Raw genomic sequence first — 22,865 nt, forward strand, 5'->3', positions numbered from 1 at the left:
GAGCACGCCCATGTCGGCGTCCGGGCCCAGCCCGATGCCGATGATCTCGATAGGGCGGCTGGGGTCGGCTTCCGCGCGCAGCCGGGCCAGCAGGCCGTTGAGGTCGAGGCCGCCGGCCCGCTCGTTGCGGCCGTCGGTGATGAGCACCTCGGCGTTGACCTTGGTCGGGTCGAAGCCGTTCTTCAACGCCTCGTAGCCGGCCAGGGCGGTGTCGTAGAGCGCGGTGCTGCCGCCGACGCGGCCGGGCAGGGTCGCGCCGGCCTGTTGTAGGGCAAGCCGCTGCGGAACGCCGTTGTCCAGGCCGCCGAGCGGCCCCAGCGGCACGAGTTCGGAGGTGGTGAGCGAGAACGTCCACAGGCCGACGGACGTGCTGTCCGGCATGAGCGACAGCCCGGCCAGCGCCCCGTCGCGGGCGACCTGGATGCGGGACTGTCCGTCGGGCATCGGGTCCTTCATGGAGCCGGAGGTGTCGATCACGGCCAGGGTGCGGCCGTCGAGGTGCACGACGCTCCACGCCCGCATCACGGTGGCGACCTGGTCGGCGGTCGGGGCGGGGATGAGCTTCGGCGTCTGGGAGCGCACGCCGTCCTTGCCGCCCCACGACGACGAGGCCACGGCGCGCGGGTCGCGGAAGCCGGCGGCGCTGAGAATGCCCATGGACCGGGCCGAGTGGAGCTCGGCCTCGAAGGCCGTCGCCGCGGCGTCGGTTCCTGCCGGCTCGGTGGACGTGGTGACGCGCACGACGGGATAGTCGAACAGGACGCTGCCCTCGGTGGGGTAGACGGCCACGGCCTTGGCGCCGCCATTGGCGTTGTGGGCGACGACGGACTGCTCGGTGGTGGTGAACACCGCGTCCGAGTGTTGTTGCTGCGCCTGGAAAGCCGCCGCCGTGCTGTCCACAGTGGCATTACGGAGCTTCAGCAGCACGGCAATGAGCTCCGGCGGCGGGGCGGCGGTGGGTGCGGGGGAGAGGCGCTGCGCGAGGGCCAGGGTCGCGATGCCCTCCGTGTTGCTGAGGGGGTCGGCGATCATGGCGTTGCCGGTGACCAGCTGTTGCCAGGACGTCAACTTGCCGGCCTGCTGCGGCGACGCGGCGATCACGAGCGGCGACGAGGCGATCGAGGGATGCTCGGCCAGCCGGGGCGTCGGCCCGGTGACGCGACCTTCGAGCTGCTGCGCGGTCGGGACCCAGAGCGCCGAGTCGGGGATCCACAGCGCGGGCGGGTCGACGGGGTTGACCGGAAGGTCCTGCACGACCTGCGCGGCCGGCTCGGCGGTGACGTCCACAGTGGCGCACTGGCCGTCGTTGTCGGCGGCGTCGTGGTTGAAGGCGTCGGCGATGGCGTGAACCGGGGCGAGCATCGCCGGCGTGACGGCGATGCGCAGCGGGATGTCCGAGCCGTGGCAGTGCGACGCGGCGGCGGCGTTCGCGACGACCAGGCCCGTGACCGCCAGCGTGCCGACGAGCAGGGGAAGCAGGAAGGGCCGCAGCGGATGCTGCGGGGTGCGAGAGTGGTGACGGGCCGCCATGTGCCTCTCCTCGCGAGTGCGTGGACGTGGATCTCCACGCTCTACTACGCGGGGGAGCCGCAGTCGGTTCAGGCGCTCAGCGTGGCCAGGGCCTTTGCCGCCGCGTCAACGGTGACGGTCCATCGTGGATCCTCGACATAACGGTCATAGAGGTAGTCGGCGATCATCAGCCGCAGCAAGCCATGCAGGGCCGAGACCGCACCCACAGCATGGCCCCGGCCGCGACGTGCTTCAGCCTGCGGCGGTCTCCGCGTCCTCGCCGAACGTGGTCTGCGTCGTGACTCAGGCGCGGAACGCCGCCACGATCTTGTCGGTGAGGCGGTCCAGGTAGTCGGGGGCCGGCTCGGAGTTGATCGCCGTCAGCCTCCAGTAGAGGGGGCCGGCCAGGAAGTCCAGGCACAGCTCGACATCCGTGTCGGCCGGCAGCTCGCCGCGCTCGATCGCCCGTGCCACCATGTCGCCGGAGCTGGCCCGGCGCGGATCCCGAACACTGCTGAGCAGGGCCTCGGCCAGCTCGACGTTGCGCCGCGCCTCGGCCAGCAGGTCGGGGATGATCGCCAACGCCAGCGGATGCGACAGTGCCGCCCGCGCGTTGGCCAGGAACTGGCGCACGTCGCCACGGAGGCTGCCGGTGTCGGGGGCGTCGATGGCCGAGACGGCGACGGATGACGTCAGCTCCACCGCCATGCGCTGCTTGGACGGCCAGCGGCGGTAGATCGCGGCCTTGCCCACGCCGGCCCGCTTGGCCACGGCGTCGACGGACAGCCGGCCGTAGCCGGTCGCGGCCAGCTCCTCGAAGAAGGCCGCGCTGATGGCGTCCGTGACGTCGTCGTGCAGCGCCTTGCCCACCGTCATGCCGCCAGCCTAACACGGAACGGAACGGTTGCGTCTCGTCAGGGGCGGCGCTATCTTGATGGAACGATACCGATCCGTTCCGGTGAAAGGCGCAGGTCATGATGTTCCTGTTCGAAGACGAGTCGTTCTCCTTCGAGGCCCTGCGGGCCGCCGGCTTCGCCAACTACGGCGGCGCCGACCTGGGCGAGATCCTCACGACCGTGCGGGCCATCCCCGAGGGCGACGAGGCCGCCTGGCATCGCGAGTGGAAGGCGACGGCCACGCGGGTGGAGGCGCTGGGCCGGGCGTCGCTGGCCGCCGGCCGCGAGGTCAGCGCCCGGGAGGCGTTGCTGCGGGCGTCCAACTACTTCCGCACTGCCGAGTTCTACCGCCGCGACGACCCGAAGAACGACCCCGAGGTGGCCGAGCTGTCGGAGCGTTCCCGCGACACCTTCGTCACCGCCGCCGGACTGTTCGACTTCGGCTTCGAGCAGATCGAGATTCCCTACGAGGACACGACTCTGCCCGGCTACCTGTACACCGTCGACGACAAGCCACGGCCGACCGTGATCTACAACTCCGGCTACGACTCCACGCTGGAGGAGTCGTACTTCGCGGTCGCCGGCGCCGCGCTGGCCCGTGGTCACAACGTGCTGGCGTTCGACGGCCCCGGCCAGGGCGCGGCGCTGCGCAAGCAGGGGCTGGTGTTCCGGCCCGACTGGGAGGCCGTGGTCACGCCGGTGATCGACTTCGCGCTGACCAGGCCGGAGGTCGCGCCCGACCGCATCGCCCTGTTCGGCTACAGCCTCGGCGGCTACCTCGTGGCCCGCGCGGCCGCGTTCGACCAGCGGCCGGCCGCGATCATCCTCGACGACGGCATCTTCGACTTCTACGCCGCCATGAAGAACTCGCTGCCGCCGTTCCTGACCCGCTGGATCGAGGAGAGCCGCGACGACGCCGCGATTCCCGTGCTGGCGATGCTGCGGGCGTTCAACACCCAGGTGCGGTGGGCCATGCGCAACGGGGTTTGGGCGATGGGCGTCGACAACGACGCCGAGCTGGCGCGAGAGTTCCGCCGCTACACCCTCGACGGCGTCGCCGACCGGATCACGTCGGCGACGCTCGTCCTGGACGCGGAGAACGACCAGTTCCTCAAGGGACAGCCGGAAAAGGTGGCGGCGGCGCTGGTGAACGCGCCGACCACGCTGGTCACCCTGCGGGAGGCCGAGGGCGCCGGCGAGCACTGCCACATGGGCGCGATGTCCCGCGCGCACCAGGTGATCTTCGACTGGCTGGACTCGGCAGTCGCGTAGTTCCGGGCTCTGGTTCAGCAACTGCCCACGCGGCGACACGAAGGCCGGTAACGGCCACCGTCCACTGCGGACAGTCGGAACGCCGCGACCCGGTGGCAGTCCAGGAAGGCTAGCGTCACGCGAAATGACGCTCAAGGTCGCCGCGGACGCCGGCGTGGGCCGGGGAGAGCCTGGCCTCGCAGGTGGATCCGGACTTGGCCCTAAGCAGGTTGCCAGAAGTTGTGTCTGTAACCCCATGAGTTGACCTTGCCGCGAACGCGAAGAGCCCCGTCGGGTTGGATTGAGTTACCACACACAACCGACCCGACGAGGCCACCACCAGTATGCGCCCCGCGCATGTCTACGCCGACATAACCCCCGCCCAACACCTCGAACTGGTCGCCGCGCTGCACGGACCCTGCCGAGTCGCCACCCGCATCGTCATCGTCATGCTGTCCGCGTCCGGAATGAGCACGCCCGAGATCGCGCAACTCCTGCACTACGAGCCAGTCACAGTGCGCCGCTGGATCACACGACACACCAACGAAGGCATCAGCGGACTACCCGACCGAGCCCGCAGCGGACGCCCCCGCCTCGGCAGCCCCACCCTCGGGCAACGCATCCACACCCTGCTACAAACCCCGAAAGCCTGGACCACCGCACGACTCTGGCACGCCGCCCGACGCCCCGAGATGAGCCTGCGCACCTTCTACCGACGCCTCCGTGAACACGCCAGCTGGCGACGCCCCCGCCTGATCGCCAAAGGCGACCCCGACCACGACACCACCTGCGCCGCCATCGCCGCCCGCGTCGCCGCACTCCCCACCGGATCCATCGTCCTGGCCGAAGACGAAACCCACCTCGACCTGCTACCACGCGTCCGATCGTGCTGGATGCCCACCGGCCTGCGCCACCACATCCTGACCCCCGGCAGCAACATCCGCCGCACCCTCCACGGCGCGGTCAACCTCGCCACCGGCGCCTGGCACCACCACGTCTCCGTCAAGAACGTCTCCGTCGTGTTCTGCTACTTCCTGCACCAGCTACTCAACGCCTACCCCCACGCACCCGTCGTCGCGGTCATCTGCGACAACGGCAGCACCCACCACAGCGCAATCACCCGCCGCTGGCTGGCCAAGCACCCACGCCTGACCCTGATCGAGGGCGCCAAATACAGCCCGCAGGACAACCCCGTCGAACGCGTCTGGGCCGGCCTCAAACACCACATCGCCAACACCGCGCCAACCACGATGGCCGGCCGCGTCCGCCAAGCACACGCCTACTTCCGCCACCGGACCACCGAGCAGAACCTGATCACCGCCGCCCCCTGGACCAGCCCCTGGCTACCCGAAGGTTACGGACAAGACTTTTGGCCAGGTGCTTAGCGGATTCCCTCAAGTAGCTCGTGCAGGCGGGTGGCGTGGGCGAAGCCCGGGACGACGTTCGTGCCGGCGGTGATGTCGTCGCGCAGGTCCGCGTAGAGGTGGGCCACGTTGTACGCGGGCTCGGCGGCCCGGCCGGGCAGTACACGTTCGTAGCGCGCGGGCACGGGCAGCTCGGCGAGCTCGGTCTCCGCGCCGTGAGCGCCGCGGATGGTGACGGCGTTCATCCACCACAGCCCGGGCGGGGCCGTGATCACGAGGTCGCCGTCGGTTCCGTTGATCTCCCAACGGAAGTTCGTCGCCCGCGACATGCCGCCCCGCACGTGCACGACCGCGACCGCGCCGGATTCCAGGATCGCCGTGAGCGCGACCTGGTCGGGAGAGGTCATCGTGGCCGCTTCGCCGGTGACGGCGTGGTGCACCTCGGGGCGTCGGGTGGCGGTGTGACCGGATATGTCCGTGACGTCGCCCAGCACCGCGGTCAGGGCGTCGAGGCTGTGGCCGGTGGGGATGGACAGCAGGGTGGCGCCGTTGGCGGCATCGATGAGGTACTTGCTGTCCGTCTCGTAGGTGGCGCCCCAACCGCCGCCGGAGCCGACCATCGTGGTCGACAGCACGGTGCCGAGGTAGCCGTCGGCGATCAGGTTGTGGAGGTAGCGGACGGCCGGCGCGGACCGGGCCTGGAGGCCGATGGCCGTGCGGACGCCCCGCGCGGCGGCGGTCAGCGCCTCGGCGCGTTGCCGGTCGGCCGCCAGCGGCCACTCGCTGAGCACCATCTTTCCGGCCTGTAGCGCCGGTTTGACGAGTTCGTCGTGGAAGGGCACCTTGACCGTCACGACGACGAGGTCCACATCCGGGTGCTGGGCGAGCTCCTCGGCGGTGTCGAGGACCAGCGGCACGCCGTGGGCCTCGCCCGCCGCCTTCCCGGACTCGGGTGAGCTGGCGCTGAGCGCCCTCAGCTCGTAACCCTCGACGCCCCTGAGCGCCGGCACGTGCGCCCCGGCCGCCCAGCCGCCGTGGGCGCTGAGCCCGACGATCCCGACCCCGATCGCATTGTTCGATGTCACTCGAACACTATGCGTCGCCGTGGGGCTCGCCGCCAGTCTGCTGCTCGGGGCCGGCGAAGGTGACCGAATCGATCCGCCCGGCCTGGATCACCGTGTGCGCGTCCCCGTCGAAGGTGTTGTCGGTGCGGTCCGGCTCGCCGGTCGTGGTGCCGGCCTGCGCGTTGTCACCGACCGCGATGTTGTCGGCGTTGATGGAGCCGCCGAACATCTGGATGCCCTTGTTCACGTGCTGCGCCATCGGTCCATCGTCGCCCCGCCGCGGCCGGGCGGGGCCGGCATTGCCGCCGGATCACCCGAACGGCCCGTGGCGGACATAGGATCATGGGTGTGACCGACACCGAGGTGTTTTTTTAGGACAATCGCTACGAGCTGCGGATCGACGGCAAGCTCGCGGGGCTGGCCGCCTTCCTCGACCGGGGCGAGCAGCGGGTCTTCCACCACACGGAGGTCAACAACGCCTACCGGGGCCAGGGACTGTCCACTGTGCTCATCGAGCAGGCGCTGGCCGACACCAAGGCGCAGGGCAGGCGGATCGTGGCCGTGTGCCCGGCGGTGGCGGCGTTTCTGGGCAAGCACGGCGGGTTCGCCGACATGACGGATCCGGTCACGGACGAGACCATGGACTGGCTTGAGGAGAAGTTCGCGAAGAAGGGCTAGCCAGCGCGGCCAGCAGATCGACCGAGGCGGGCGGCGGGAGCGGGCGGGCGTGCCCGGCGCGGAACGAGTTGAGCAGGTAGGCGACCAGCCGCCGGGACGCGGCCTCGGCGGCCTCGGGGGTGTCGGCGACGATGCCGTTGTTGGCCATCAGCACGAGCGTCAGATCGGTGGGCTCGAAGTCGGCGCGTAGCTGCCCGGACTGCTTGGCCCGCTCGATCAGCACGGTGATGTCGTGCACGGCACGGGCGCGGTCGTCTTCGGCGCCGGTGGGGAAGGCTTCCAGGAACGCGGCGCTGAAGCCCCGGTCGTGAGCCTGCATGGCGCAGATGCCCTCGATCACGCGCGTCAGCCCACGCCACGGGTCCGGATCGGCTATGGCCTCGTCCATGTTGGCCACGCACGCGCGGAACTGACCGGCGAACACGGCTGAGACCAGCGACTCCTTGGTGGGGAAACGGCGGTAGAGGGTGGCCACGCCGACCCCGGCCCGGCGGGCGACGCTGGCCATCTGCACGTCGAGACCGCGCTCGGCGAACAGCTCGCGGGCGGCGGCGAGGATGCGGTCGCGGTTCTCGGCGGCGTCCGAGCGCAGGTGAGACGTCTCGGTGCTCATGACTCTCACTTTAACGCAAGTGGACTAGGTGCTCCACTTCCGGTGATAGAGTTCCGGTAATCGCCGATCTGGAGGACCGATGAGTTTTCAGGACACAGCATTCGGACGTTATGTCGGCGTGGTCAACCGGTCGATGGATCGAATGCGCGGTTCTCGGCTGTTCGGCCCACTCATCGGCCGGTACATCACCGTTGTCAGCTACACCGGCCGCCGTTCCGGGCGCACCTTCAGCACCCCGGTCGGGTACAAGCGGACCGGCGACGTGGTGACGATCAAGGTAATGGTGGCCGACGCCAAGAACTGGTGGCGGAACTTCACCGGCGACGGCGGCCCGCTCACGCTGGACCTGCCCGGTGGGCCGGTGACCGGGCAGGCCGTCGCGAAGCGGGTCGGGAAGAACCGCGTCAACGTCACCGTTGCACTGTGACAGTTGTTTCCCGCCCCAGTTCTGCGGGAAGCCGGGCATTTTCTGGCAGCCGCAGGTGGAATAGAACAACGGTGGCATTCCCGGTGTGATGAACTGGGTCAGTGTGTCCTCGGCGATCACCGGCTGGGGCAGGATCCATTCCTTCGGCACCTGCTTGCCGGACGGGATGTCGACGGTGGCGATGACCGCGGTCCGCCATCCGGCGAGGTTCTGCGGGCGGCGGAGTACTTCCGCCGCGCGAAGCGGCCGTTGGAACTGGGCAACGGCCTCGAAGACGCCGCCGTGCTCATGGCCGATGAGGACCCCGCCTCGGCGTTGGCGACGCTGACCGAGGCCGTCGACGTCTACCTGTCGTTGGGCGCCACCTGGGATGTCATGCGGGCCGATGCCCGCGTTCGCAAGCACGGGGTCCGCCGCGGCCAGCGCAGCCGGCCCGAGACCGGCTGGGAGGCGCTCACCGGCGCCGAGCTCAAGGTCGCCGTGCTGGTGGCCGACGGACTGTCCAATCCGGACATTGCCGACCGTCTTTTCCTGTCCCGGCGGACGGTTCAGACCCATGTCTCGTACATCCTGGTCAAACTCGGCGCGCTGTCACGGGTCGAGATCGCCCGGATGGCGGGGCAGCGGGATCAGCTGAGGTAGTCGGCCACCGGCCCCAGGTGTACGAGACCGCTTCCGGCGCCGGCGAATTCCTTGGCGGCGGCGGAGATCCGGGCGCGGAGTGTGGGAAGCAGGGCCTGGTCATCGAGGCGGCGGCCGGCGGTGATCTGGAGGCAGGTCAGGAACTCGTACATCAGGTCGGCCGGCGGCTCGGGGGCGGCGTGCAGGGCGTCGCGGGCGGCGGAGCGGTCGTCCAGCAGCAGGAACGGCTCGATCCACGGCCGGTACGGGCCCCAGTCGGCGGCGGGATCGGCCTGGTGGTCAAGGGAGAACAGGGCGAGTGGCAGCAAACCCTGTTCCACACCGGGCATTCCGGTGCCGGCAAGTACCAGAAACGCCTCGCGGTAAGCGGCTTCTGAGCGGGAAAGCATGGCCCGGTACCAGGTCGTGAAGACGCCGACCAGGGGCAGTTCGTGTTGGGCGGCAAGGAGGTCGGCGGCGTCGGCATGGGAGGAGGCGGCGGCGAAGTCGCCGACGGCGCCGAGGGCCTGGACGCGGATGAGGTGGCCCAACACGGTGAAGGTGGGCAAGTCGTGGCGGGCGCCGAGGGAGATCAGCTCCACCCCAGTGGCGTCACGCTGAGGAGACAGGCCGGCGCGGGTGCAGGACTGCATGAACCGTGCATTGAGGGCGAACGCCAACAGCGCGGGATCCCCTAGTGAGCGGGCGATCTCCTCGGCCTCGCCGGCGGCCTGAGGCCCGAGGGGCGATCGGGTGCCACGCATCTCCATTGCGATGGTGGCCAGCAGGCGGCACCGCGATGCGGGAAGGTCGGGCAGGGCGGCCAAGGTCCGTGTGGCGGCGGCGACGATCTGCTGCGCCTGCACGGGATCGTCGCTACGGGTCCAGATCGCCGGCACGTCGTAGGCGCCGATGACCCGGGCCGTCAGGGCGGGATCGCCGAACTCCTCGGCGGCGGTGATGGCCGAGAGGCGGTGTTCCTGCGCGGCCCGAAGGCCACCGGTGACGGCCAGGGTACGGAGCAGGCCCACCGTCGACTGCAGCCGCGCGCGAGAACCGACTGCGACGGTCCGGTCGTACACCTCGGCCGCCCGCGTCCACAGCCCGGATGGGTCGAGCCGAGGATCCTGAGCCGGCACATCGGCCTCCAGCCGGTGGAGCCGAGAATCGGGGTCCGAACCCATCTGCACCTCGGTGGCGTGGCTCCGCAGTCCGGGTGGGTCGAGCCGGGGATCCTGGGCCAGCACATCAGCTTCCAGCAAGCGCAGCCGAGGGCCGGGATCCAAGCCCAACTGGTCGGCCAACATCGCTCGGGCCCGGCGGAGCACGGCCAAGGCGTCGGACTGGCGGCCGGATCGGTAGAGGGCCAGCGCCAGCAGCCGCCATCCCTCCTCGCGCCAGGGATGAGCGGTGACGTGGGCGTCGAGATCGGGTACGGCGGATGCGGCGGAACCAGCGGAGAGCCGTTGGGCGGCAAGGAGTTCGACGGCCTGCAAACGGAGCTCGGCCAGGCGTGAGCGTTCGGCGCGAGCCCAGGAGGCGTCGGCGAACTCGGCGTAGGCGGGACCGTGCCACAACGTCAGAGCCTCGGGAATCCGTTCGGGCACAAGGGATTCGAACTCCCAGGCGTCGACCGACGTGGCCAACAGGGCGTAGCCGGGACCGCGGGTGACGAGCAGGCGGGGAGGAGTGCGTGGTGGGCGCGAGGGTTCGAGCGCACGGCGCAGGTCGGCGACGAACGTCTGGACAGCGCCGACAGCCCCGACCGGCGGCGAGTCCCACAGGTCGGACACGAGCCGCGAGACCGGTACCACACGGCGGCGTGCGATGAGCAGGCGGGCCAGTACGGCGCGGTGGCGAGGACCCTTCAGCTGCAAACCAGAGCCAGAGAGATCGGCGGTGACGGGGCCGAGGACTGAGAACCGGACTTGCTGATCCGTTGCTGATTCGCCGCCGGCAGGCTCGTGCACATGACCACTATTCCCGGCTTCGAGACGCACCGCATCCCCGTCGCCGACGGCGTGGCCCTGCATGTCGCGACGGGCGGCGCCGGCCGGCCGATCGTGCTGCTGCACGGATTCCCGCAGACCCACCTGATGTGGCGGCACGTCGCCGCGGACCTGGCCGCCGACCACACGGTGATCTGCCCCGACCTGCGCGGCTACGGGGCCAGCGACAAGCCGGACCACGGCTACGACAAGCGCACGATGGCCGCCGACATCGTCGCCGTCGCCCGGCATCTCGGCCACGAGGAGTTCGAGCTGGCCGGCCACGACCGCGGGGCCCTGGTCGCCTTCCGGGCCGGCCTCGACCACCCCGACAAGGTGACCCGCCTGACCTGCCTGGATGTGCTGCCCACGCTGGACATGTGGGACGTCATGCGCGGCACGACCGCCGCGGTCGGCTTCCACCTGTACCTGATGGCCCAGCCACCCGGGCTGCCGGAGCGGATGATCGCCGCCGACCCCGACCTGTTCTTCGGCCACTTCCTCGACGCCTGGACCCGCGACCCGAAGGCCATCCCGCCGGACGTCCGCTCCCACTACCTGAACGCCAGCCGAAACGCCGTGCCCTCGATCGTCGCCGACTACCGGGCCTCAGCCACGATCGACGTCCAGCACGACACCGCGGACCGGGGCAAGCAGTTCCACATGCCGGTCACCGTGCTGCAACAGGACTGGGGCTTCGGCGGCGAGGAGCGGTGGCGGGCCTGGGTCCCGAAGCTCGACCACCGCACCGTCGACTGCGGGCACTTCATGGCCGAGGAGGACCCGAAGCTGATCGCGGACGTGCTCAGGGCTTGAGGTCGCGGATCTCGGCGACGACCTCCGCGCCCGACGGCGCGGTCGCCGGATCCACCAGCCATTGCAGCATCAGGCCGGTCAGGATGGCGTTGGGCACGGAGCCGCCGAGCCCCTCCCGGGCCTCGCGCTGCCCGGCGGCCAGGTGCTCGCGGATCTCCTCGTTGTGCTCGGCCTGCACGATCGCCTCCAGCTGGGCCACCCACAGCGTGCGGTGCGTGGTGAAGGTGTCGATCAGCACCTGCCACCGGTGCTCCGGGTCGACGTCGGCCAGCCGAGCCGCCATCTCGTCGCCGAGCTCGTCCATCACCGCCATCACGGCCTGCGTGAGCAGCGCCTCGCGGGAGCCGAAGTGGTAGCCGATGGCCGCGTGGTTCACGCCGGCCGCCGCCGCGATGTCGCGGACGGTGGTGCGCGCCCAGCCGCGCTCGATCAGGCACTGCTTGGCCCCGGCCAGCAGATCCTCACGGTTGCCCATGGGCACGAGCCTAGCGCAGGAGTTAACCAGGTGGTTTATCCAATTGGATTGACCAAATGGATAAGACGGATCTACAGTCGGTGCCATGACCAAGGTGCTGATCTCCGGAGCGGGCGTGGCCGGCCCCGCCCTCGCGTACTTCTTGTCCGCGCACTGCGACGTCACCGTCGTGGAGCGGGCGCCCGAGCCGCGTGGCGGCGGCTACAACGTGGACTTCCGCGGCGCGGCCTTCGACGTGCTGGCCGAGCTGGGCATCGAGGAGCGGGTCCGCGCCCTCGACACGAAGATGCGCGGCACCACGCTGGTCGACGAGACCGGCGCGACGATCGCCGAGCTGCCGGCCGAGGTCTTCTCGGGCGAGCTGGAGGTGCCCAAGGCCGACCTGACCCGCCTCCTGCACGACATCACCAAGGACCGCGCGCACTACGTGTTCGGCGACTCGATCACCGCCGTCGACGGTCGTCACGTGGAGTTCGAACGCCGCGACAAGGCCGAGTACGACCTGGTGATCGGGGCCGACGGCGTGTGGTCCAACGTGCGCCGGCTGGCCTTCGACGAGCAGGGTCTGACCCACCTCGGCATGTCCGGCGTCGGCTTCAGCCTGGCCAACCACCTCGGCCTCGACCACAAGGGACTGCTCTGGCAGCACGGCGGCGCAGCGATCTACCTGTACAGCTCCGGCGACCCGAGGCGCATGACCGTGAGCATGTCGTTCGCCACCGAATCACCCGAGCTCGACCGCAGCCCCCGTGACGAGCAGGAACAAGCGGTCCGGGCGGCGTTTACCAGCCACGGCTGGGAAATCCCGCGCCTGCTGGACGCGATGAGCGCGGCCGAGGACTACTACTTCGGCTCCACCTGCCAGATCCGGCTCGACCGCTGGTCGCGGGGCCGGGTGGCGCTGCTCGGCGACGCCGGCTACTGCGCGGCCCCGACCAGCGGCATGGGCACCTCGCAGGCGCTCATCGCGGCGCGGTCGCTGGCCCGGCATCTGATCGCCACCGACGATCACGAGGCGGCGTACCGGGCGTACGAGGCCGAACTTCGCCCCTATGTCACCGAGAACCAGGAGAAGGGCCGGCAGGTGGCTCAGACCTTGACGGCCACGCCGGCGTAACCGGCGTTGGGGATGTCGAAAGCCGGCACCGCGTCGGCCGGATCCGGCCGCCAGTCGGGAATCCACACCACGCCCGGCGGCACGAGCCTCCAGCCGCCGAACAGGGCCTGGACCTCGGGCCGGGTCCGCAGCCGCACCTGGGCCACCGACTTCTCGTACATCTTGCGGGCCCCGTGCAGGTGCTCGTCCGGCATGTTCTCGGTGTGCTGGCTGCCGTGCGCGACGACCAGCATGCTGCCCGACGGCAGCGCCTCCCGGAACCGGGCCAGCACGGCGGCCGGGTCGTCCTCGTCGTGGATGAAATGCAGGATCATGATCAGCATGACCGCCACCGGACGGTCCAGGTCCAGCGTCCCGCGCACCTCAGGGCTGTCCAGGATCGCCTGCGGCTCCCGCAGGTCGCCCCGCAGCACGGTGGTGGTCGGATCCCCGCCCAGCATCTGCCGCGTGTGGCTCACAGCCACCGGATCGGTGTCCACGTAGACCACGCGCGACTGCGGGTCGGCGGCGCGGGCGATCTCGTGCACGTTGCCGACGGTCGGGATGCCGGAGCCGATGTCCAGGAACTGGGTGACCCCGGCGTCGGCGCACATCCGCACCGCGCGGCGCAGGAACGCGCGGCTGGCCTGGGCCATCCGCGGCCCCTCCGGCATCAGCTTGAGCATCTGCTTGGCCACCTCGCGGTCCACCGCGAAGTTGTGCGAGCCGTCCAGGAACCAGTCCCAGATCCGGCTGATGCTCGGCTGGTCGATGTCCACGTCCGGCGGCGCCCAGGCGGGTCGTTCCATGCCCGTCACCCTAGAACACCGCCGGACGTTCCCGAGCTAACGGTCGAACTCCGGGATGAGCTCGCCGATCAGGCGGATGCTGGTGGTCACCGCCTCGTCGGGGATGCTGCCGATCTGGTGCAGGCACATCAGCCGGTCGATCCCCAGATCGGCGTAGGCGCGCAGCTTCTCGCGGCACGTCTGCGGACTGCCGACGATCAGCGACTGCTGGGCGCTGAGCACCGTGAACACCTCCTCCTCGGGGATGTCCTCGCCCTGCAGCACCCGGCCGATCAGCAGCTGGGCGTCGGTCGGCGCGTTGTCGATCTCACCGCGCAGGAACTCGCCGGTGAGCCCGCCGCCGTCGGGGGAGTCCAGCAGATCCTGGTGGCGCTGCATGGTGGCGGCGAATTCGGTGGCGGCCTCGAAGAACCGCAGAGCCGTCACGGTGTACCAGGCGGCGGCCGCGGCGGCGCCGTTGCGCATGGCCTGCTCGTCGGTCTCGGCGCAGTGCACGAACGTGAAGTAGCCGACCTGGTTGTTGACGAACGAGCCCACCGGGTCGGTGCAGGACTCGGCCGCCGCCCGGTACAGCTTGATCATCCGGCCGACCCGCTCCAGCGACTCCCACATCGTCGTGCCCAACACGCCCACACCGCGCCGTCCGGCGTCCTCGAACGAGGTCGGGCTGGCCGCGGCCTGCCACAGCGGCGGATGCGGCTGCTGCAACGGCTTGGGGCCGATGGAGATGGTGGGGATCTGGTAGTTCTCGCTGTCGTGCGAGAACTCGTCCGTGGTCCACATCCGCGGGATCATGCCGAACGCTTCCTGCGTCTGCGCCCGGGCCTGCTCCGGGGAGATGTCGAACAGCCGCCACTCCGGGATCGTCGACCTGGTCAGGCCCAGCTCGACGCGTCCGCCGCTGAGATGGTCCAGCGTCGCCGCCCGCTCGGCCACGCGGATCGGGTGGTTGAAGCGTCCCGGCGCGAGCACGGCCGAGTGGCCGATCCGGATTCGCTCGGTGTGCTGGGCGATCGCCGCCAGCATCAGCTCCGGCGCCGAGGACAGGCTGAACTCGCCCGCCCCGTGGTGCTCGACCTGCCACCAGCAGCCGTAACCCAATTCGTCGGCCAGCTTCGCCTGCTCGATGGCCCGCCGGAAGCGTTGCTGTTCGTGACCGGCCGGCCACGGGCGGGGATTCTGGATCTCGTTGAACAGATCGATCTTCACGGCGGACGCCCCTTCGTCGCGACGGTCACTGCACGCTGATGTCTGCCGACCGAGCGTGGTCGTTACACCCAGCCGTTTCACCTGCGGGGACATCCGGGAACGCTCCCGCAGAGTTGCCTGGGAATGACTCGACTCCGCGCGGGTGGCGAAGGTACGGTCTTCCCCGCCGACTTGCGAAGCTCGGGCTACTGGGGGAACGACTAGCGGACAGGGGTGTCCGGAGATCGTCGTGTCGGCCCGCGCACCACCGTGCGCCGGTCGAGGTCCCCACCATAAGGAGCCCAACGTTGTCGCCGGTCAACCTGCCTGCCGCCATGTCCAGAGTGACGCCGGAGTCCCTGCGTCCGCTGCGTGACGGCTTCGACACGCCGCGTGTCCGCGCCGACGAGGGGCTGGTCGGCGACGATTCGGTGCTGCGCCGGTATTGCGCGCCTTGGCTGCCGATGGTGCTCGGAGGCTGGTCGGCGTTCACCACGCTGGTGCTGGTCGACCACATGAGACAGTCGATAACGATGGCCATGGAGCGGCGCCCCAACTTCAACGAGTTCCGCCAGCTCACCCGCGGCATGCTGGTCGCCATCTTCGGTGACACCGAACAGGTTGAGGCGCAGCGCAAGGGCGCCTACGAGGCGCACGCCCGGCTGCGCGGCGTCGACGCCACCGGTCGCGAGTGGACGGCCAACGACCCGGACCTGACCACCCGGGTCTACACCGTGCTGATGTGGCATCTGCTTGCCGCGCAGGAGAAGATGATCGGCCAGCTGGATGAGTCCGATCGGGACTCCTACTGTGCGGACGCGGTGCTGACGGTCGGCCACGTCTTCGGCACCACGCCGGCGCTGCCGGCCACCTTCGCCGAACTGTCCACAGAGTACGAAGGCATCATCGCCAAGGAGCTGACCGCCAACGCCGAGGCGGTGGCGGTGTTCCAGGAGAACCGGTCGCTGCGCGTGAAGGACGTGGCGATGGAGGACCTGGTGGCGGCGACCGCCGGCCTGCTCGACCCCGAGGTGGCGGAGGTCTTCGGCATCGACCGGTCGGCGGCGGTGGAGCTCCCGCGCATCGACCTCGCGACGGTGACCGAGGACGATCTGCTGCCCCTGGCGCTTCTCAGCCGGTAGCGCTCAGGTCGCTGTCCCAGTCGATATGGTGCAGGTGCAGCCAGTCGATGTCGGGATGACGCGTCCGGCGGGTGACGGCCCGGTCCCGCAGCAGCCGCTGCACCGGCCCGGGCACGCGCGGCCCGAGCTTGCGGAACCCTGAGCGCACAACACGTTCCACCCGTTCCCGGCGCAGCCGTTCGTACAGTTGAAGCGCCGCAGTGGTGTCTGGCACGTCACGCAGGCACTGTGCCAGGGTGACGGCGTCCTCGATGGCCATGGACGCGCCCTGTGTGGTGGACGGCGACGCCACGTGCAGCGCGTCGCCGACGAGGGTCATGCCGGCGCGGGACCACGTCGGCACGGTCGGCAGCTGGTAGCAGGCGGTCGCGGTGAGGTTCTCGTCGGCGGTGGCACGGATCGCTTGCACGGTCCCGATCCGGTCGCCGGCGAACAGGTCGCCGAGGCGCTGCCTGAGTTGCGCCGGCGACGCGTCGGCCAGATCCCGTTCGCCGCAGGGCACATTGACGAACCACCAGGTCTCACCGTCCGGCGATGTGATGTGCCCGCAGGTGGCCCGGCGGCCGAAGTACATGTAGTAGCAGTCCCGGTGGTTGTCCGTCAGCGCGTCGCGGACGGCGCCCATCGCGATGTTCCAGCCCGTGTAGGCCGGCTGCGGGGCGTTCGGGTCGATCAGCGTGCGGGTGGTGGAGCGCACGCCGTCCGCGCCGATCAGCAGATCGCCGCCGAGGCGCGTGCCGTCGCCGAAGAACGCCGTGACGCTGCCGTGGTAACGGGTTCCGACGAGTCGCTTGCCGTGCTGGATCTCCACGCCCCGCCGCCGCGCCTCCTCGACCAGAACCCGGTACAGGTCGGCGCGGCGTATGGTGCGCGGGCCGTGTTCCGGGTCGGGGCTGGGAATGCTGAGCACCCCGAGCCGTCGGTCGTGGCCGTTGCGCATGCGCACCTCGTTGGAGGTGAACGACCGGTCCAGCACCAGATGCTCGGCCTCGATGGCGCGCAACGCGTCCAGCCCGTTGGCCATGATCGTCAGGAACGCGCCCTTGCCGTCGGCACCGATCGGGTGCGCCTCCGACACGGTGGCCTCCAGGCCCGCGTGGCGCAGCGCTATCGCCGTCGTCAGGCCGGCGATGCCCCCGCCGACGACCAGCACGCGGCTCATACGCGCAGTTCCCGGGACAGCGCCACCAGTTCGCGGACATCGGCTTCGAGCCCGCCGTCGGCCGGCACGGCCACCGGTTGCGCCGCAACGACATCGTCCTCGTGCGGCGTGGTCCGCAGTGCCCCGCGCAGCCACAGCGCGATGGCCGCCGGGTCTTCCGGGCAGTCGGCCGGCAGTCGGCCGCTGGCCCGCACGAGGCCGTCGCGGCACTCGATGACCCGGCGGTAGAAGCGACGATTGACCGCGCGCAGGCTCAGCGTGTCCCGCCAGACGCTGGCCGGGGCCCGGCTGAGCGCGTCCTCGGGGAACGCCTCGTGCAGCATCGTCCACAGTGGACGAAGTCGGTGGTAGTCGCGCAGGTGCCGCCACCACACCCGGCCGGCCGCCCACCGCACGCGGGCGCCCGGCATGATGAAACCGACCAGCACCAGCAGGTTCGCCGTCATCACCACGGGCATCGGCAGCTCCAGGGCCATCGCCGTGTCCGGGTTGGCCAGGCGGATCACCATCGACACGGCGATCAGCGCCGAGCCGAGGCCGATCAGGGCCAGCCCGGCGGAGGCGATGGCCAGGCCGCGGGCCAGCCAGCGCTGGGTGATCTTCGAGTGTCGGCGCATCCAGACGATGCACGTGATCACGCCGTAGACGGTGTAGGTGTTGGCGACGAAGCGAAACGCGTCCAGCGTGGCCCGCGGGTACTCGGTCGGGACCAGACGCTGCGGCACCGTTGCGGCGAGCATTCCCAGCACCAGCAACGTGATCGCCAGCCGCACGGCCTCGCGCACCGCCTGCCGCCAGGCCGGTCGACCCTGCCCGGCCGAGAACACGAACACGCAGATCAGCGCGTACAACATGGTCAGCAGCAGCGCCTCGGCCAGCCACATCAACCAGATCGGCCCGGCCCCCGACACGCCGCCCTCCACGCCGGCGCCGGCCGACGGAGCCACGCCGAACGCCGCCGCCGACAACGCGAAGCAGGCCACGACCCACCACAACGAGATCCGCTTCGGCGTGCGGGCCAGCTGGGACGCCTTCCACACGCCGATGCCGATCGCGGCCAAGACCTGAAGAGTCACAGCCACCCCAACCGGTCGCTCAGCGCCGCGTCCACACCCTCGGCGGCGTCGTCGCTCTGCGGCAGCCGCATGGCGTCCAAAATGGACGCCCACTCCAGGATGATCGTGGCCACGGTCTCGGCCTCGCGCTCCTCGCGTTCCTCGTAGGCGGTGCGGCAGCGCAGGCTCTCCGGCGGCTCGGGCAGCTCGCCGGCCGGACCGGCCAGCAGGTCGCACAGGTCCTCGGCGCCCTCGTCGGACGGGTGGTCGGCCAGGATGTGGCCGACCTCGTGCAGGATGATGTGCCGCTGGTGCGGCTTGGTGGTGTGCTCCTGGTAGACGATGAAGTCGGTGCTGCGGCCCTTGAACCACAGCCCGAACGGCCCGTCGGCCCACAGCGGGTAGGGCACCAGCCGGATCGGCCGGCCGCGCACCATGGCCAGGCGGGCACAGAACTCGTGCACGTCCAGGGGCGGCTGCACATCCAGTTCGCGCAGCAGACCCCGGCAGCGCCTGCGCAGCGCGCGCTCGCTGGTCCCGGCGTCGCGGCGGGCGAATCGCATTCTCGGCTCAGCTCCCGGCGCCCGGCAGCGCGTGGCCGCCGCCCGGGTCGATCACTTCGATCATCTCCAGCAGCATGCGCAGCCGCTCCGGGCTCATCCGGCCGGCCCGCATGGCGATCGCCCGCACCTGCTCGGCCCGCTCCGGCAAGGCCCCGTGAACCGGTAGGGCCTCCTGGCGCTGCTCCGGCACGTCGTCGCCCTCGGCCAGCAGCCAGGCGGCGGTCACCCGCGGCGCGCCCTCGGGGCGGTGGTCGTCGAAGAACTTGGCGATGGCCCTGACCTTCTCCATGGTCGGATTCGCCTTGCCCTCACGGACCTTCCACAGCGTCACGCGGGAGATCGAGATCGCATGCGAGGGATCCTCGGTGATAGCGGCCGCGACCTCCGGGGTCGAGAACCGGACCGGCCGACCGCGCTTGTCCACGGCCTTCACGGTCGTGTTGAACAGGTGGTTGAGCCGGCGCGCCAAGACATGCTCGGCCGCGGCAGCCCCCGCGCTGGTGGCGTCCACGGCAGCCCTCCCTCGTTGCGTGGAACGCACCGATGTTAACCGGAACTGCGCCACCGGGTACAGGCCGTTGCGCCGAGAGGGTGATTCGAGCCGGATCACGTGACTCCCGTTAATTATAATGTAGCGTGATCGGCGTTGGGGCCGGCCGGTTTCACCGGCGGCGCGCGGGTTGGCTGGGGGTAGACCCGCCGACGGTCCCGCGCGCACCAGGCCGGTTGCTCCGGGGGGTAGCCGCTGGCCGACTCGGTGGGGAGGGAGGCGCGCGGGGCCGCCCCCACGCACTCCACTTCTCTGCCACATGTGGCCCACACTCCGCATTCGGACCCACATGTGCGCCACATGTGGGGATCGGGCGGGGGTCAGGCGACACTCTGGATCAGGCCGTGGTGCACGGCGGTCATCAGCGCCTGGGCCCGGTTGCTGACGCCGAGCTTGTCGTACAGGCGCGTCACGTACGTCTTGGCAGTGGACTGGGTGACGTGCATGAGCTCCGCGATGGCCGGGACGGACAGCCCGCGGCTGAGCAGTTGGAGCGTCTCCCGTTCGCGGGGGCTGAGCCCGACACGCGCCCCGGCTTCCTGCCGACGGGCGAAGGCGCTGGCCAAACCCGTTGCGGTGAAAGAGGAAGCGGCCACGGCGGCGTGCCGGATGGCGCCGAGGACCTCGGCGGTGGGCGCGGTCTTCGGCACGAAGGCCGAGGCCCCGGTCTCCATGGCCCGGAACAGCACGTCGTCCACGCCGCGTGAGGTCAACACCACGATGCCCAGGCCCGGGTAGCGGTCCCGCAGCTCGCGGGCCAGCCGGATGCCGTCGATGTCGGGCAGGGTGACGGCCAGCGTAACGACGGTGGGCCGCCGCGTCGCGACGAGCCGGAGCGCCTCGGCGCCCGAGCAGGCCTCGCCGGCGAAGGCCATGTCCGGCTGTTCGTCGACGAGACGGGCGAGCCCGTAGCGGGTCAGTGTGTGTTCCTCGATGACTGCCACTGCGATCGCCATGGGCCGTGCCGTCCTGTCGGGTGGTGCCTGCTGCCTATGTCATCGCGGACGGCCGTTTTGTGCTACACCGGACGGTGAACTGGGGGTGCTGGACATGGTCATCGGCTCGCTGCCCAAGCCCGACATGAGCGTTCGTCTGCGCTGGATCGCGGCGCCGGTCGGGGTGCTGCTGCTGGTCGCCACCGCGTTGAGGATCCCGATGCCGTCGCTGCCGGCCTACCTCTACTTCACGGCCGTGGCCGTGCTGCTCGCGGTGATCGACATCGAGCTGCGGAGGCTGCCCAACCTCATCGTGCTGCCGTCGTATGCCGTGGTCGCGGCGCTGCTGGCCGGGTCCTCGCTGTGGCGCGGCGAATACTGGCCGCTGGCCCGGGCCGGCCTCGGCGGGGTGCTGCTGATCGTGTTCTTCCTGGTGCTGGCCACCGCGCAGCCGGCCGGCATCGGCCTCGGCGACGTCAAACTGGCCGGTCTCATCGGGATCGCCCTCGGCTACCTGTCGTGGACGGCGCTGCTGGTCGGGGCCTTCGCCGGGATCCTGCTGGGCGGCATCGCCGCCCTGGTGCTGGCCGCCCGCGGTCGGGGCCGGGACGTGTCGCTGCCGTACGGGCCGTTCCTCATCGCCGGCGCGCTGCTCGGGGTTCTGCTCTAGACGTGGTCGATGGACGTGTCGGTGAACCGGCGCAGGGCCTTGGCGAAGGGGTGGTCCGGGATCGCGGCGGCCAGCGGCACGCCCTGGTTGATCGACGCGGGAACGGCCTTGGTCGCCGGCAGTTCGCCGTCCACGCGGTTGTGCACGAGGGCGTCGACCTCGCGCGGGCTGAGCCGGACCTCGGGATCCACCCGGTTGAGCACGATCCGGCGCCCGCGCGGGTCGTAGGTCAGCAGGTCGAGCATGTCCAGGGCCAGCCGCATGGCCTTCAGCGACGGGCGTTCGGCGGTGCCGACGACGATGTGATGGCGGGCGGAGTCCAGCGCGGTCAGGACCTGCTCGGTGAAGCGGGTCGGCGTGTCCACCACGACGTGGTCGTACTCGCCCTCCAACGCCACCAGTAACTCGGCGACGAAGGTGGGGGAGAACAGCTCACCCGGCTTGGCCTGCGTCAGCGCGCAGTCCAGGCCCGGCTCGTACGGCGTCACCAGCGGCGACACGGCGTCCAGCCTCAGCTGCGCCGCCAGCCCGCTGGTGTCGAGGCTCAGGTCGACCAGGCACACCTGCGCCCCGGTCGCCCGCAGCACGGAGGCGAGGTTGATGGCCACGGTGGTCTTGCCGCAGCCGCCGGTCGAGCCCAGCACCACGGTGATCTGCCCCGGCCGGTACGACACCTCGGACGGATGGGCCCGCTGGCAGGCGTTGGCCACGGCCGTCCGGTCGTTCGCGTCCACGACGACCAGCACTCCGCCACGGACCGACCGTGCCAGCACGTCGTCGTCGATCACGCTGCGCAGCAACACGATGCCCACCCCGGGGCGGGCCAGCCGCGCCTCCGCCGCGTACTCCAGCGCCAGGCTCATCGGCAGGCTCGGCCCGATGACCACCACCGACTCCAGGCCGTTGGTCAGCGCCCCGGTCGCCGCCTCGCGCCGGGTGGCGATGCGCGGGTCCGGGATGACCGTGAGCAGGCGGACCGCGAGCACGGCGTTGGGTTCGTAGAGGAGCGTCATGTGCTCAGCGTGAGCGTTCACCGGTGATCGTCACAGAGGGTGAACGCCCGACAGGTGTCGTCCGAACGGCCGACAGCAGCCCACCGATTCGCGCGGCGTCGGCGGGGTCGGCGCGGAAGGTGACGACCTTCTGCTCGGCGTCGTCGGCGACCTGAAGCACCAGCAGCGCCAGGTCGAGCCGGCCCAGTGTCGGGTGGTGCAGGACCTTCCGGCCGGAGCTGAGCGGCGCGACGTCGTGGTCACGCCACCAGTCGCGGACTTCCTTGCTGCACAGGCGAAGCCGGGCCAGCAACGCCTCGTACGCCGGGTCCTCGGGATGCCGGTCGGCCGCCACCCGGAACCGGGCCAGCTGCGCCCGCGCCTCCGCCTCCCACTCGACGAGCACGGTCCGCGCCCGGGGATCGGCGAAGGTCCACCACAGGATGTTGCGGTCCGCCGGCGGCAGCGCCGGCCAGTTCGTCCACAATGCACACGCGGACTTGTTGGCGTGCAACACGTCCCAGTGCCGGCCGCTGACGTAGGCCGGATGCGGATCGAGGCTGTCGACCAGATCCGCCACTCCCGCCACGAGAACCTCCGGCGGGCGATCCTCCCGCGTGCCGTGCACCAGGGCTCGCATGTGGTCACGTTCCGCCGGCGTGAGCCGCAGCGCGCGGGCGAGGGCGTCGAGGATCTGCGGCGACGGGCTGACGTCCCGACCCTGCTCCAGGAAGGTGTAGTACGTCGTCGAGATCCCGGCCAGCTGGGCCACTTCCTCGCGCCGCAGGCCCGGCGTGCGGCGCCGACCGACCGGCGGCAGACCCACCTCCGCCGGCTGGAGCGCCTCCCTCCGGGTGCGCAGCAGATCGGCCAGCTCACTCATCCTGGTACCCGTCTTACTAGCAAGAACAGCAGCTGGTTGGCAGCCTAGCCGCCGGATAGCGTCGCCGTGTGAAGATCGAGAACCGCTGGCTCGACGTGCCCGTGGCGGGCGAGCCCGA

General features: G+C 70.6%; 26 protein-coding genes. 9 read left to right on the top strand and 17 right to left on the bottom strand.

Features of this window, described 5'->3' with window-relative positions; translation table 11 throughout:
- Both KUTG_RS50130 and KUTG_RS50135 read right to left on the bottom strand, forming a co-directional pair.
- Positions 1 to 1,530, bottom strand: a 1,530-nt coding sequence (locus KUTG_RS50130; RefSeq protein WP_043727063.1) for a substrate-binding domain-containing protein, incomplete at its 3' end; no start/stop codon positions are given.
- Positions 1,531 to 1,812: 282 nt separating this feature from the next.
- Positions 1,813 to 2,385: a TetR/AcrR family transcriptional regulator gene (locus KUTG_RS50135; protein ID WP_043727064.1), complete on the bottom strand. Its 573-nt coding sequence runs from the start codon at positions 2,383 to 2,385 to the stop codon at positions 1,813 to 1,815.
- Between the two features lie 98 nt (positions 2,386 to 2,483).
- On the opposite strand from KUTG_RS50135, the gene KUTG_RS50140 reads away from it, so the two are divergent.
- Entirely contained in the window at positions 2,484 to 3,677 is a 1,194-nt protein-coding gene (locus tag KUTG_RS50140; RefSeq protein WP_043727065.1) for an alpha/beta hydrolase family protein, read from the top strand.
- Positions 3,678 to 3,691: 14 nt separating this feature from the next.
- Here KUTG_RS50140 and KUTG_RS64945 read toward each other — a convergent pair whose 3' ends face one another.
- Positions 3,692 to 3,796 carry a hypothetical protein gene (locus tag KUTG_RS64945; protein WP_369794606.1) on the bottom strand — a complete coding sequence of 35 codons (105 nt, stop codon included), beginning with the start codon at positions 3,794 to 3,796 and terminating at the stop codon, positions 3,692 to 3,694.
- Positions 3,797 to 4,000: 204 nt separating this feature from the next.
- On the opposite strand from KUTG_RS64945, the gene KUTG_RS50145 reads away from it, so the two are divergent.
- Positions 4,001 to 5,041, top strand: coding sequence for an IS630 family transposase (locus KUTG_RS50145; protein ID WP_043715403.1), 1,041 nt, complete (start codon positions 4,001 to 4,003; stop codon positions 5,039 to 5,041).
- On the opposite strand, the gene KUTG_RS50150 is transcribed toward KUTG_RS50145, so the two are convergent.
- Positions 5,038 to 6,105, bottom strand: coding sequence for a Gfo/Idh/MocA family protein (locus KUTG_RS50150; protein ID WP_043727066.1), 1,068 nt, complete (start codon positions 6,103 to 6,105; stop codon positions 5,038 to 5,040). The genes KUTG_RS50145 and KUTG_RS50150 overlap by 4 nt on opposite strands.
- A gap of 7 nt (positions 6,106 to 6,112) precedes the next feature.
- Complete coding sequence (locus KUTG_RS50155) at positions 6,113 to 6,343, bottom strand: hypothetical protein (RefSeq protein ID WP_043727072.1); 231 nt, start codon at positions 6,341 to 6,343, stop codon at positions 6,113 to 6,115.
- A gap of 131 nt (positions 6,344 to 6,474) precedes the next feature.
- Between KUTG_RS50155 and KUTG_RS50160 the strand changes: the two genes are divergently transcribed.
- Positions 6,475 to 6,762: a GNAT family N-acetyltransferase gene (locus KUTG_RS50160; protein WP_052396399.1), complete on the top strand. Its 288-nt coding sequence runs from the start codon at positions 6,475 to 6,477 to the stop codon at positions 6,760 to 6,762.
- On the opposite strand, the gene KUTG_RS50165 is transcribed toward KUTG_RS50160, so the two are convergent.
- Positions 6,710 to 7,375: a TetR/AcrR family transcriptional regulator gene (locus tag KUTG_RS50165; RefSeq protein ID WP_043727073.1), complete on the bottom strand. Its 666-nt coding sequence runs from the start codon at positions 7,373 to 7,375 to the stop codon at positions 6,710 to 6,712. The two genes, KUTG_RS50160 and KUTG_RS50165, sit on opposite strands and share 53 nt — an antisense overlap.
- A 79-nt stretch (positions 7,376 to 7,454) precedes the next feature.
- On the opposite strand from KUTG_RS50165, the gene KUTG_RS50170 reads away from it, so the two are divergent.
- On the top strand, positions 7,455 to 7,802 hold the full coding sequence (locus tag KUTG_RS50170; RefSeq protein ID WP_043727074.1) for a hypothetical protein: 348 nt from the start codon (positions 7,455 to 7,457) through the stop codon (positions 7,800 to 7,802).
- A gap of 249 nt (positions 7,803 to 8,051) precedes the next feature.
- Positions 8,052 to 8,444 (top strand): helix-turn-helix domain-containing protein, encoded by a 393-nt coding sequence (locus tag KUTG_RS50175; RefSeq protein WP_043727075.1) that lies wholly within the window; start codon positions 8,052 to 8,054, stop codon positions 8,442 to 8,444.
- Here KUTG_RS50175 and KUTG_RS50180 read toward each other — a convergent pair.
- Positions 8,432 to 10,393 carry an AfsR/SARP family transcriptional regulator gene (locus KUTG_RS50180; RefSeq protein WP_052396400.1) on the bottom strand — a complete coding sequence of 654 codons (1,962 nt, stop codon included), beginning with the start codon at positions 10,391 to 10,393 and terminating at the stop codon, positions 8,432 to 8,434. The genes KUTG_RS50175 and KUTG_RS50180 overlap by 13 nt on opposite strands.
- Here KUTG_RS50180 and KUTG_RS50185 point away from each other — a divergent pair, their 5' ends adjacent.
- Positions 10,394 to 11,227: an alpha/beta fold hydrolase gene (locus KUTG_RS50185; RefSeq protein WP_043727076.1), complete on the top strand. Its 834-nt coding sequence runs from the start codon at positions 10,394 to 10,396 to the stop codon at positions 11,225 to 11,227.
- Here the strand turns inward: KUTG_RS50185 and KUTG_RS50190 are convergent.
- A complete protein-coding gene (locus KUTG_RS50190; protein ID WP_043727077.1) occupies positions 11,217 to 11,702 on the bottom strand; it encodes a TetR/AcrR family transcriptional regulator in 486 nt (161 codons plus the stop codon). The two genes, KUTG_RS50185 and KUTG_RS50190, sit on opposite strands and share 11 nt — an antisense overlap.
- An 85-nt stretch (positions 11,703 to 11,787) precedes the next feature.
- Here KUTG_RS50190 and KUTG_RS50195 point away from each other — a divergent pair, with 85 nt between their 5' ends.
- A complete protein-coding gene (locus KUTG_RS50195) occupies positions 11,788 to 12,819 on the top strand; it encodes an FAD-dependent monooxygenase (RefSeq protein WP_043727079.1) in 1,032 nt (343 codons plus the stop codon).
- On the opposite strand, the gene KUTG_RS50200 is transcribed toward KUTG_RS50195, so the two are convergent.
- A complete protein-coding gene (locus tag KUTG_RS50200) occupies positions 12,792 to 13,607 on the bottom strand; it encodes an SAM-dependent methyltransferase (RefSeq protein ID WP_043727080.1) in 816 nt (271 codons plus the stop codon). The two genes, KUTG_RS50195 and KUTG_RS50200, sit on opposite strands and share 28 nt — an antisense overlap.
- Before the next feature lie 36 nt (positions 13,608 to 13,643).
- Complete coding sequence (locus KUTG_RS50205; RefSeq protein WP_043727082.1) at positions 13,644 to 14,816, bottom strand: LLM class flavin-dependent oxidoreductase; 1,173 nt, start codon at positions 14,814 to 14,816, stop codon at positions 13,644 to 13,646.
- Positions 14,817 to 15,130: 314 nt separating this feature from the next.
- On the opposite strand from KUTG_RS50205, the gene KUTG_RS50210 reads away from it, so the two are divergent.
- The gene (locus KUTG_RS50210; RefSeq protein ID WP_198047647.1) at positions 15,131 to 15,937 is read left to right on the top strand and encodes an oxygenase MpaB family protein; all 807 of its coding nucleotides are present in this window, start codon (positions 15,131 to 15,133) and stop codon (positions 15,935 to 15,937) included.
- On the opposite strand, the gene KUTG_RS50215 is transcribed toward KUTG_RS50210, so the two are convergent.
- From KUTG_RS50215 to KUTG_RS50235, 5 genes are all read right to left on the bottom strand, one after another.
- The gene (locus tag KUTG_RS50215) at positions 15,927 to 17,099 is read right to left on the bottom strand and encodes an FAD-dependent monooxygenase (RefSeq protein WP_043727085.1); all 1,173 of its coding nucleotides are present in this window, start codon (positions 17,097 to 17,099) and stop codon (positions 15,927 to 15,929) included. The genes KUTG_RS50210 and KUTG_RS50215 overlap by 11 nt on opposite strands.
- Complete coding sequence (locus tag KUTG_RS50220; protein WP_052396401.1) at positions 17,096 to 18,175, bottom strand: MAB_1171c family putative transporter; 1,080 nt, start codon at positions 18,173 to 18,175, stop codon at positions 17,096 to 17,098. The genes KUTG_RS50215 and KUTG_RS50220 overlap by 4 nt, the downstream gene beginning before the upstream one ends.
- A complete protein-coding gene (locus tag KUTG_RS50225; protein WP_043727088.1) occupies positions 18,172 to 18,717 on the bottom strand; it encodes a hypothetical protein in 546 nt (181 codons plus the stop codon). Before KUTG_RS50225 ends, KUTG_RS50220 begins: the two co-directional genes overlap by 4 nt.
- A 7-nt stretch (positions 18,718 to 18,724) precedes the next feature.
- The gene (locus tag KUTG_RS50230) at positions 18,725 to 19,228 is read right to left on the bottom strand and encodes a hypothetical protein (protein WP_052396402.1); all 504 of its coding nucleotides are present in this window, start codon (positions 19,226 to 19,228) and stop codon (positions 18,725 to 18,727) included.
- 359 nt (positions 19,229 to 19,587) lie between these two features.
- Complete coding sequence (locus KUTG_RS50235; RefSeq protein WP_043727089.1) at positions 19,588 to 20,223, bottom strand: response regulator transcription factor; 636 nt, start codon at positions 20,221 to 20,223, stop codon at positions 19,588 to 19,590.
- A gap of 94 nt (positions 20,224 to 20,317) precedes the next feature.
- Here KUTG_RS50235 and KUTG_RS50240 point away from each other — a divergent pair, with 94 nt between their 5' ends.
- A complete protein-coding gene (locus KUTG_RS50240; protein ID WP_232241560.1) occupies positions 20,318 to 20,872 on the top strand; it encodes a prepilin peptidase in 555 nt (184 codons plus the stop codon).
- Here the strand turns inward: KUTG_RS50240 and KUTG_RS50245 are convergent.
- Entirely contained in the window at positions 20,869 to 21,885 is a 1,017-nt protein-coding gene (locus KUTG_RS50245) for an AAA family ATPase (RefSeq protein ID WP_043727091.1), read from the bottom strand. The two genes, KUTG_RS50240 and KUTG_RS50245, sit on opposite strands and share 4 nt — an antisense overlap.
- 4 nt (positions 21,886 to 21,889) lie before the next feature.
- Positions 21,890 to 22,747, bottom strand: a complete 858-nt coding sequence (locus tag KUTG_RS50250) for a helix-turn-helix domain-containing protein (protein ID WP_063753666.1) — start codon at positions 22,745 to 22,747, stop codon at positions 21,890 to 21,892.
- Positions 22,748 to 22,865 lie beyond the last annotated feature (118 nt).

Origin of the sequence: Kutzneria sp. 744 (assembly GCF_000568255.1) — a bacterium.
Lineage (GTDB): Bacteria > Actinomycetota > Actinomycetes > Mycobacteriales > Pseudonocardiaceae > Kutzneria.

Excerpts from the sequence above, each read along its gene's own strand:
- KUTG_RS50250 (WP_063753666.1), bottom strand. The coding sequence starts at position 22,747 with ATGAGTGAGCTGGCCGATCTGCTGCGCACCCGGAGGGAGGCGCTCCAG.
- KUTG_RS50210 (WP_198047647.1), top strand. The coding sequence starts at position 15,131 with ATGTCCAGAGTGACGCCGGAGTCCCTGCGTCCGCTGCGTGACGGCTTC.
- KUTG_RS50190 (WP_043727077.1), bottom strand. The coding sequence starts at position 11,702 with ATGGGCAACCGTGAGGATCTGCTGGCCGGGGCCAAGCAGTGCCTGATC.
- KUTG_RS50245 (WP_043727091.1), bottom strand. The coding sequence starts at position 21,885 with ATGACGCTCCTCTACGAACCCAACGCCGTGCTCGCGGTCCGCCTGCTC.
- KUTG_RS50165 (WP_043727073.1), bottom strand. The coding sequence starts at position 7,375 with ATGAGCACCGAGACGTCTCACCTGCGCTCGGACGCCGCCGAGAACCGC.
- KUTG_RS50195 (WP_043727079.1), top strand. The coding sequence starts at position 11,788 with ATGACCAAGGTGCTGATCTCCGGAGCGGGCGTGGCCGGCCCCGCCCTC.
- KUTG_RS50135 (WP_043727064.1), bottom strand. The coding sequence starts at position 2,385 with ATGACGGTGGGCAAGGCGCTGCACGACGACGTCACGGACGCCATCAGC.
- KUTG_RS50170 (WP_043727074.1), top strand. The coding sequence starts at position 7,455 with ATGAGTTTTCAGGACACAGCATTCGGACGTTATGTCGGCGTGGTCAAC.
- KUTG_RS50145 (WP_043715403.1), top strand. The coding sequence starts at position 4,001 with ATGCGCCCCGCGCATGTCTACGCCGACATAACCCCCGCCCAACACCTC.
- KUTG_RS50215 (WP_043727085.1), bottom strand. The coding sequence starts at position 17,099 with ATGAGCCGCGTGCTGGTCGTCGGCGGGGGCATCGCCGGCCTGACGACG.
- KUTG_RS50155 (WP_043727072.1), bottom strand. The coding sequence starts at position 6,343 with ATGGCGCAGCACGTGAACAAGGGCATCCAGATGTTCGGCGGCTCCATC.
- KUTG_RS50140 (WP_043727065.1), top strand. The coding sequence starts at position 2,484 with ATGATGTTCCTGTTCGAAGACGAGTCGTTCTCCTTCGAGGCCCTGCGG.
- KUTG_RS50225 (WP_043727088.1), bottom strand. The coding sequence starts at position 18,717 with ATGCGATTCGCCCGCCGCGACGCCGGGACCAGCGAGCGCGCGCTGCGC.
- KUTG_RS50200 (WP_043727080.1), bottom strand. The coding sequence starts at position 13,607 with ATGGAACGACCCGCCTGGGCGCCGCCGGACGTGGACATCGACCAGCCG.
- KUTG_RS50235 (WP_043727089.1), bottom strand. The coding sequence starts at position 20,223 with ATGGCGATCGCAGTGGCAGTCATCGAGGAACACACACTGACCCGCTAC.
- KUTG_RS50185 (WP_043727076.1), top strand. The coding sequence starts at position 10,394 with ATGACCACTATTCCCGGCTTCGAGACGCACCGCATCCCCGTCGCCGAC.
- KUTG_RS50240 (WP_232241560.1), top strand. The coding sequence starts at position 20,318 with ATGGTCATCGGCTCGCTGCCCAAGCCCGACATGAGCGTTCGTCTGCGC.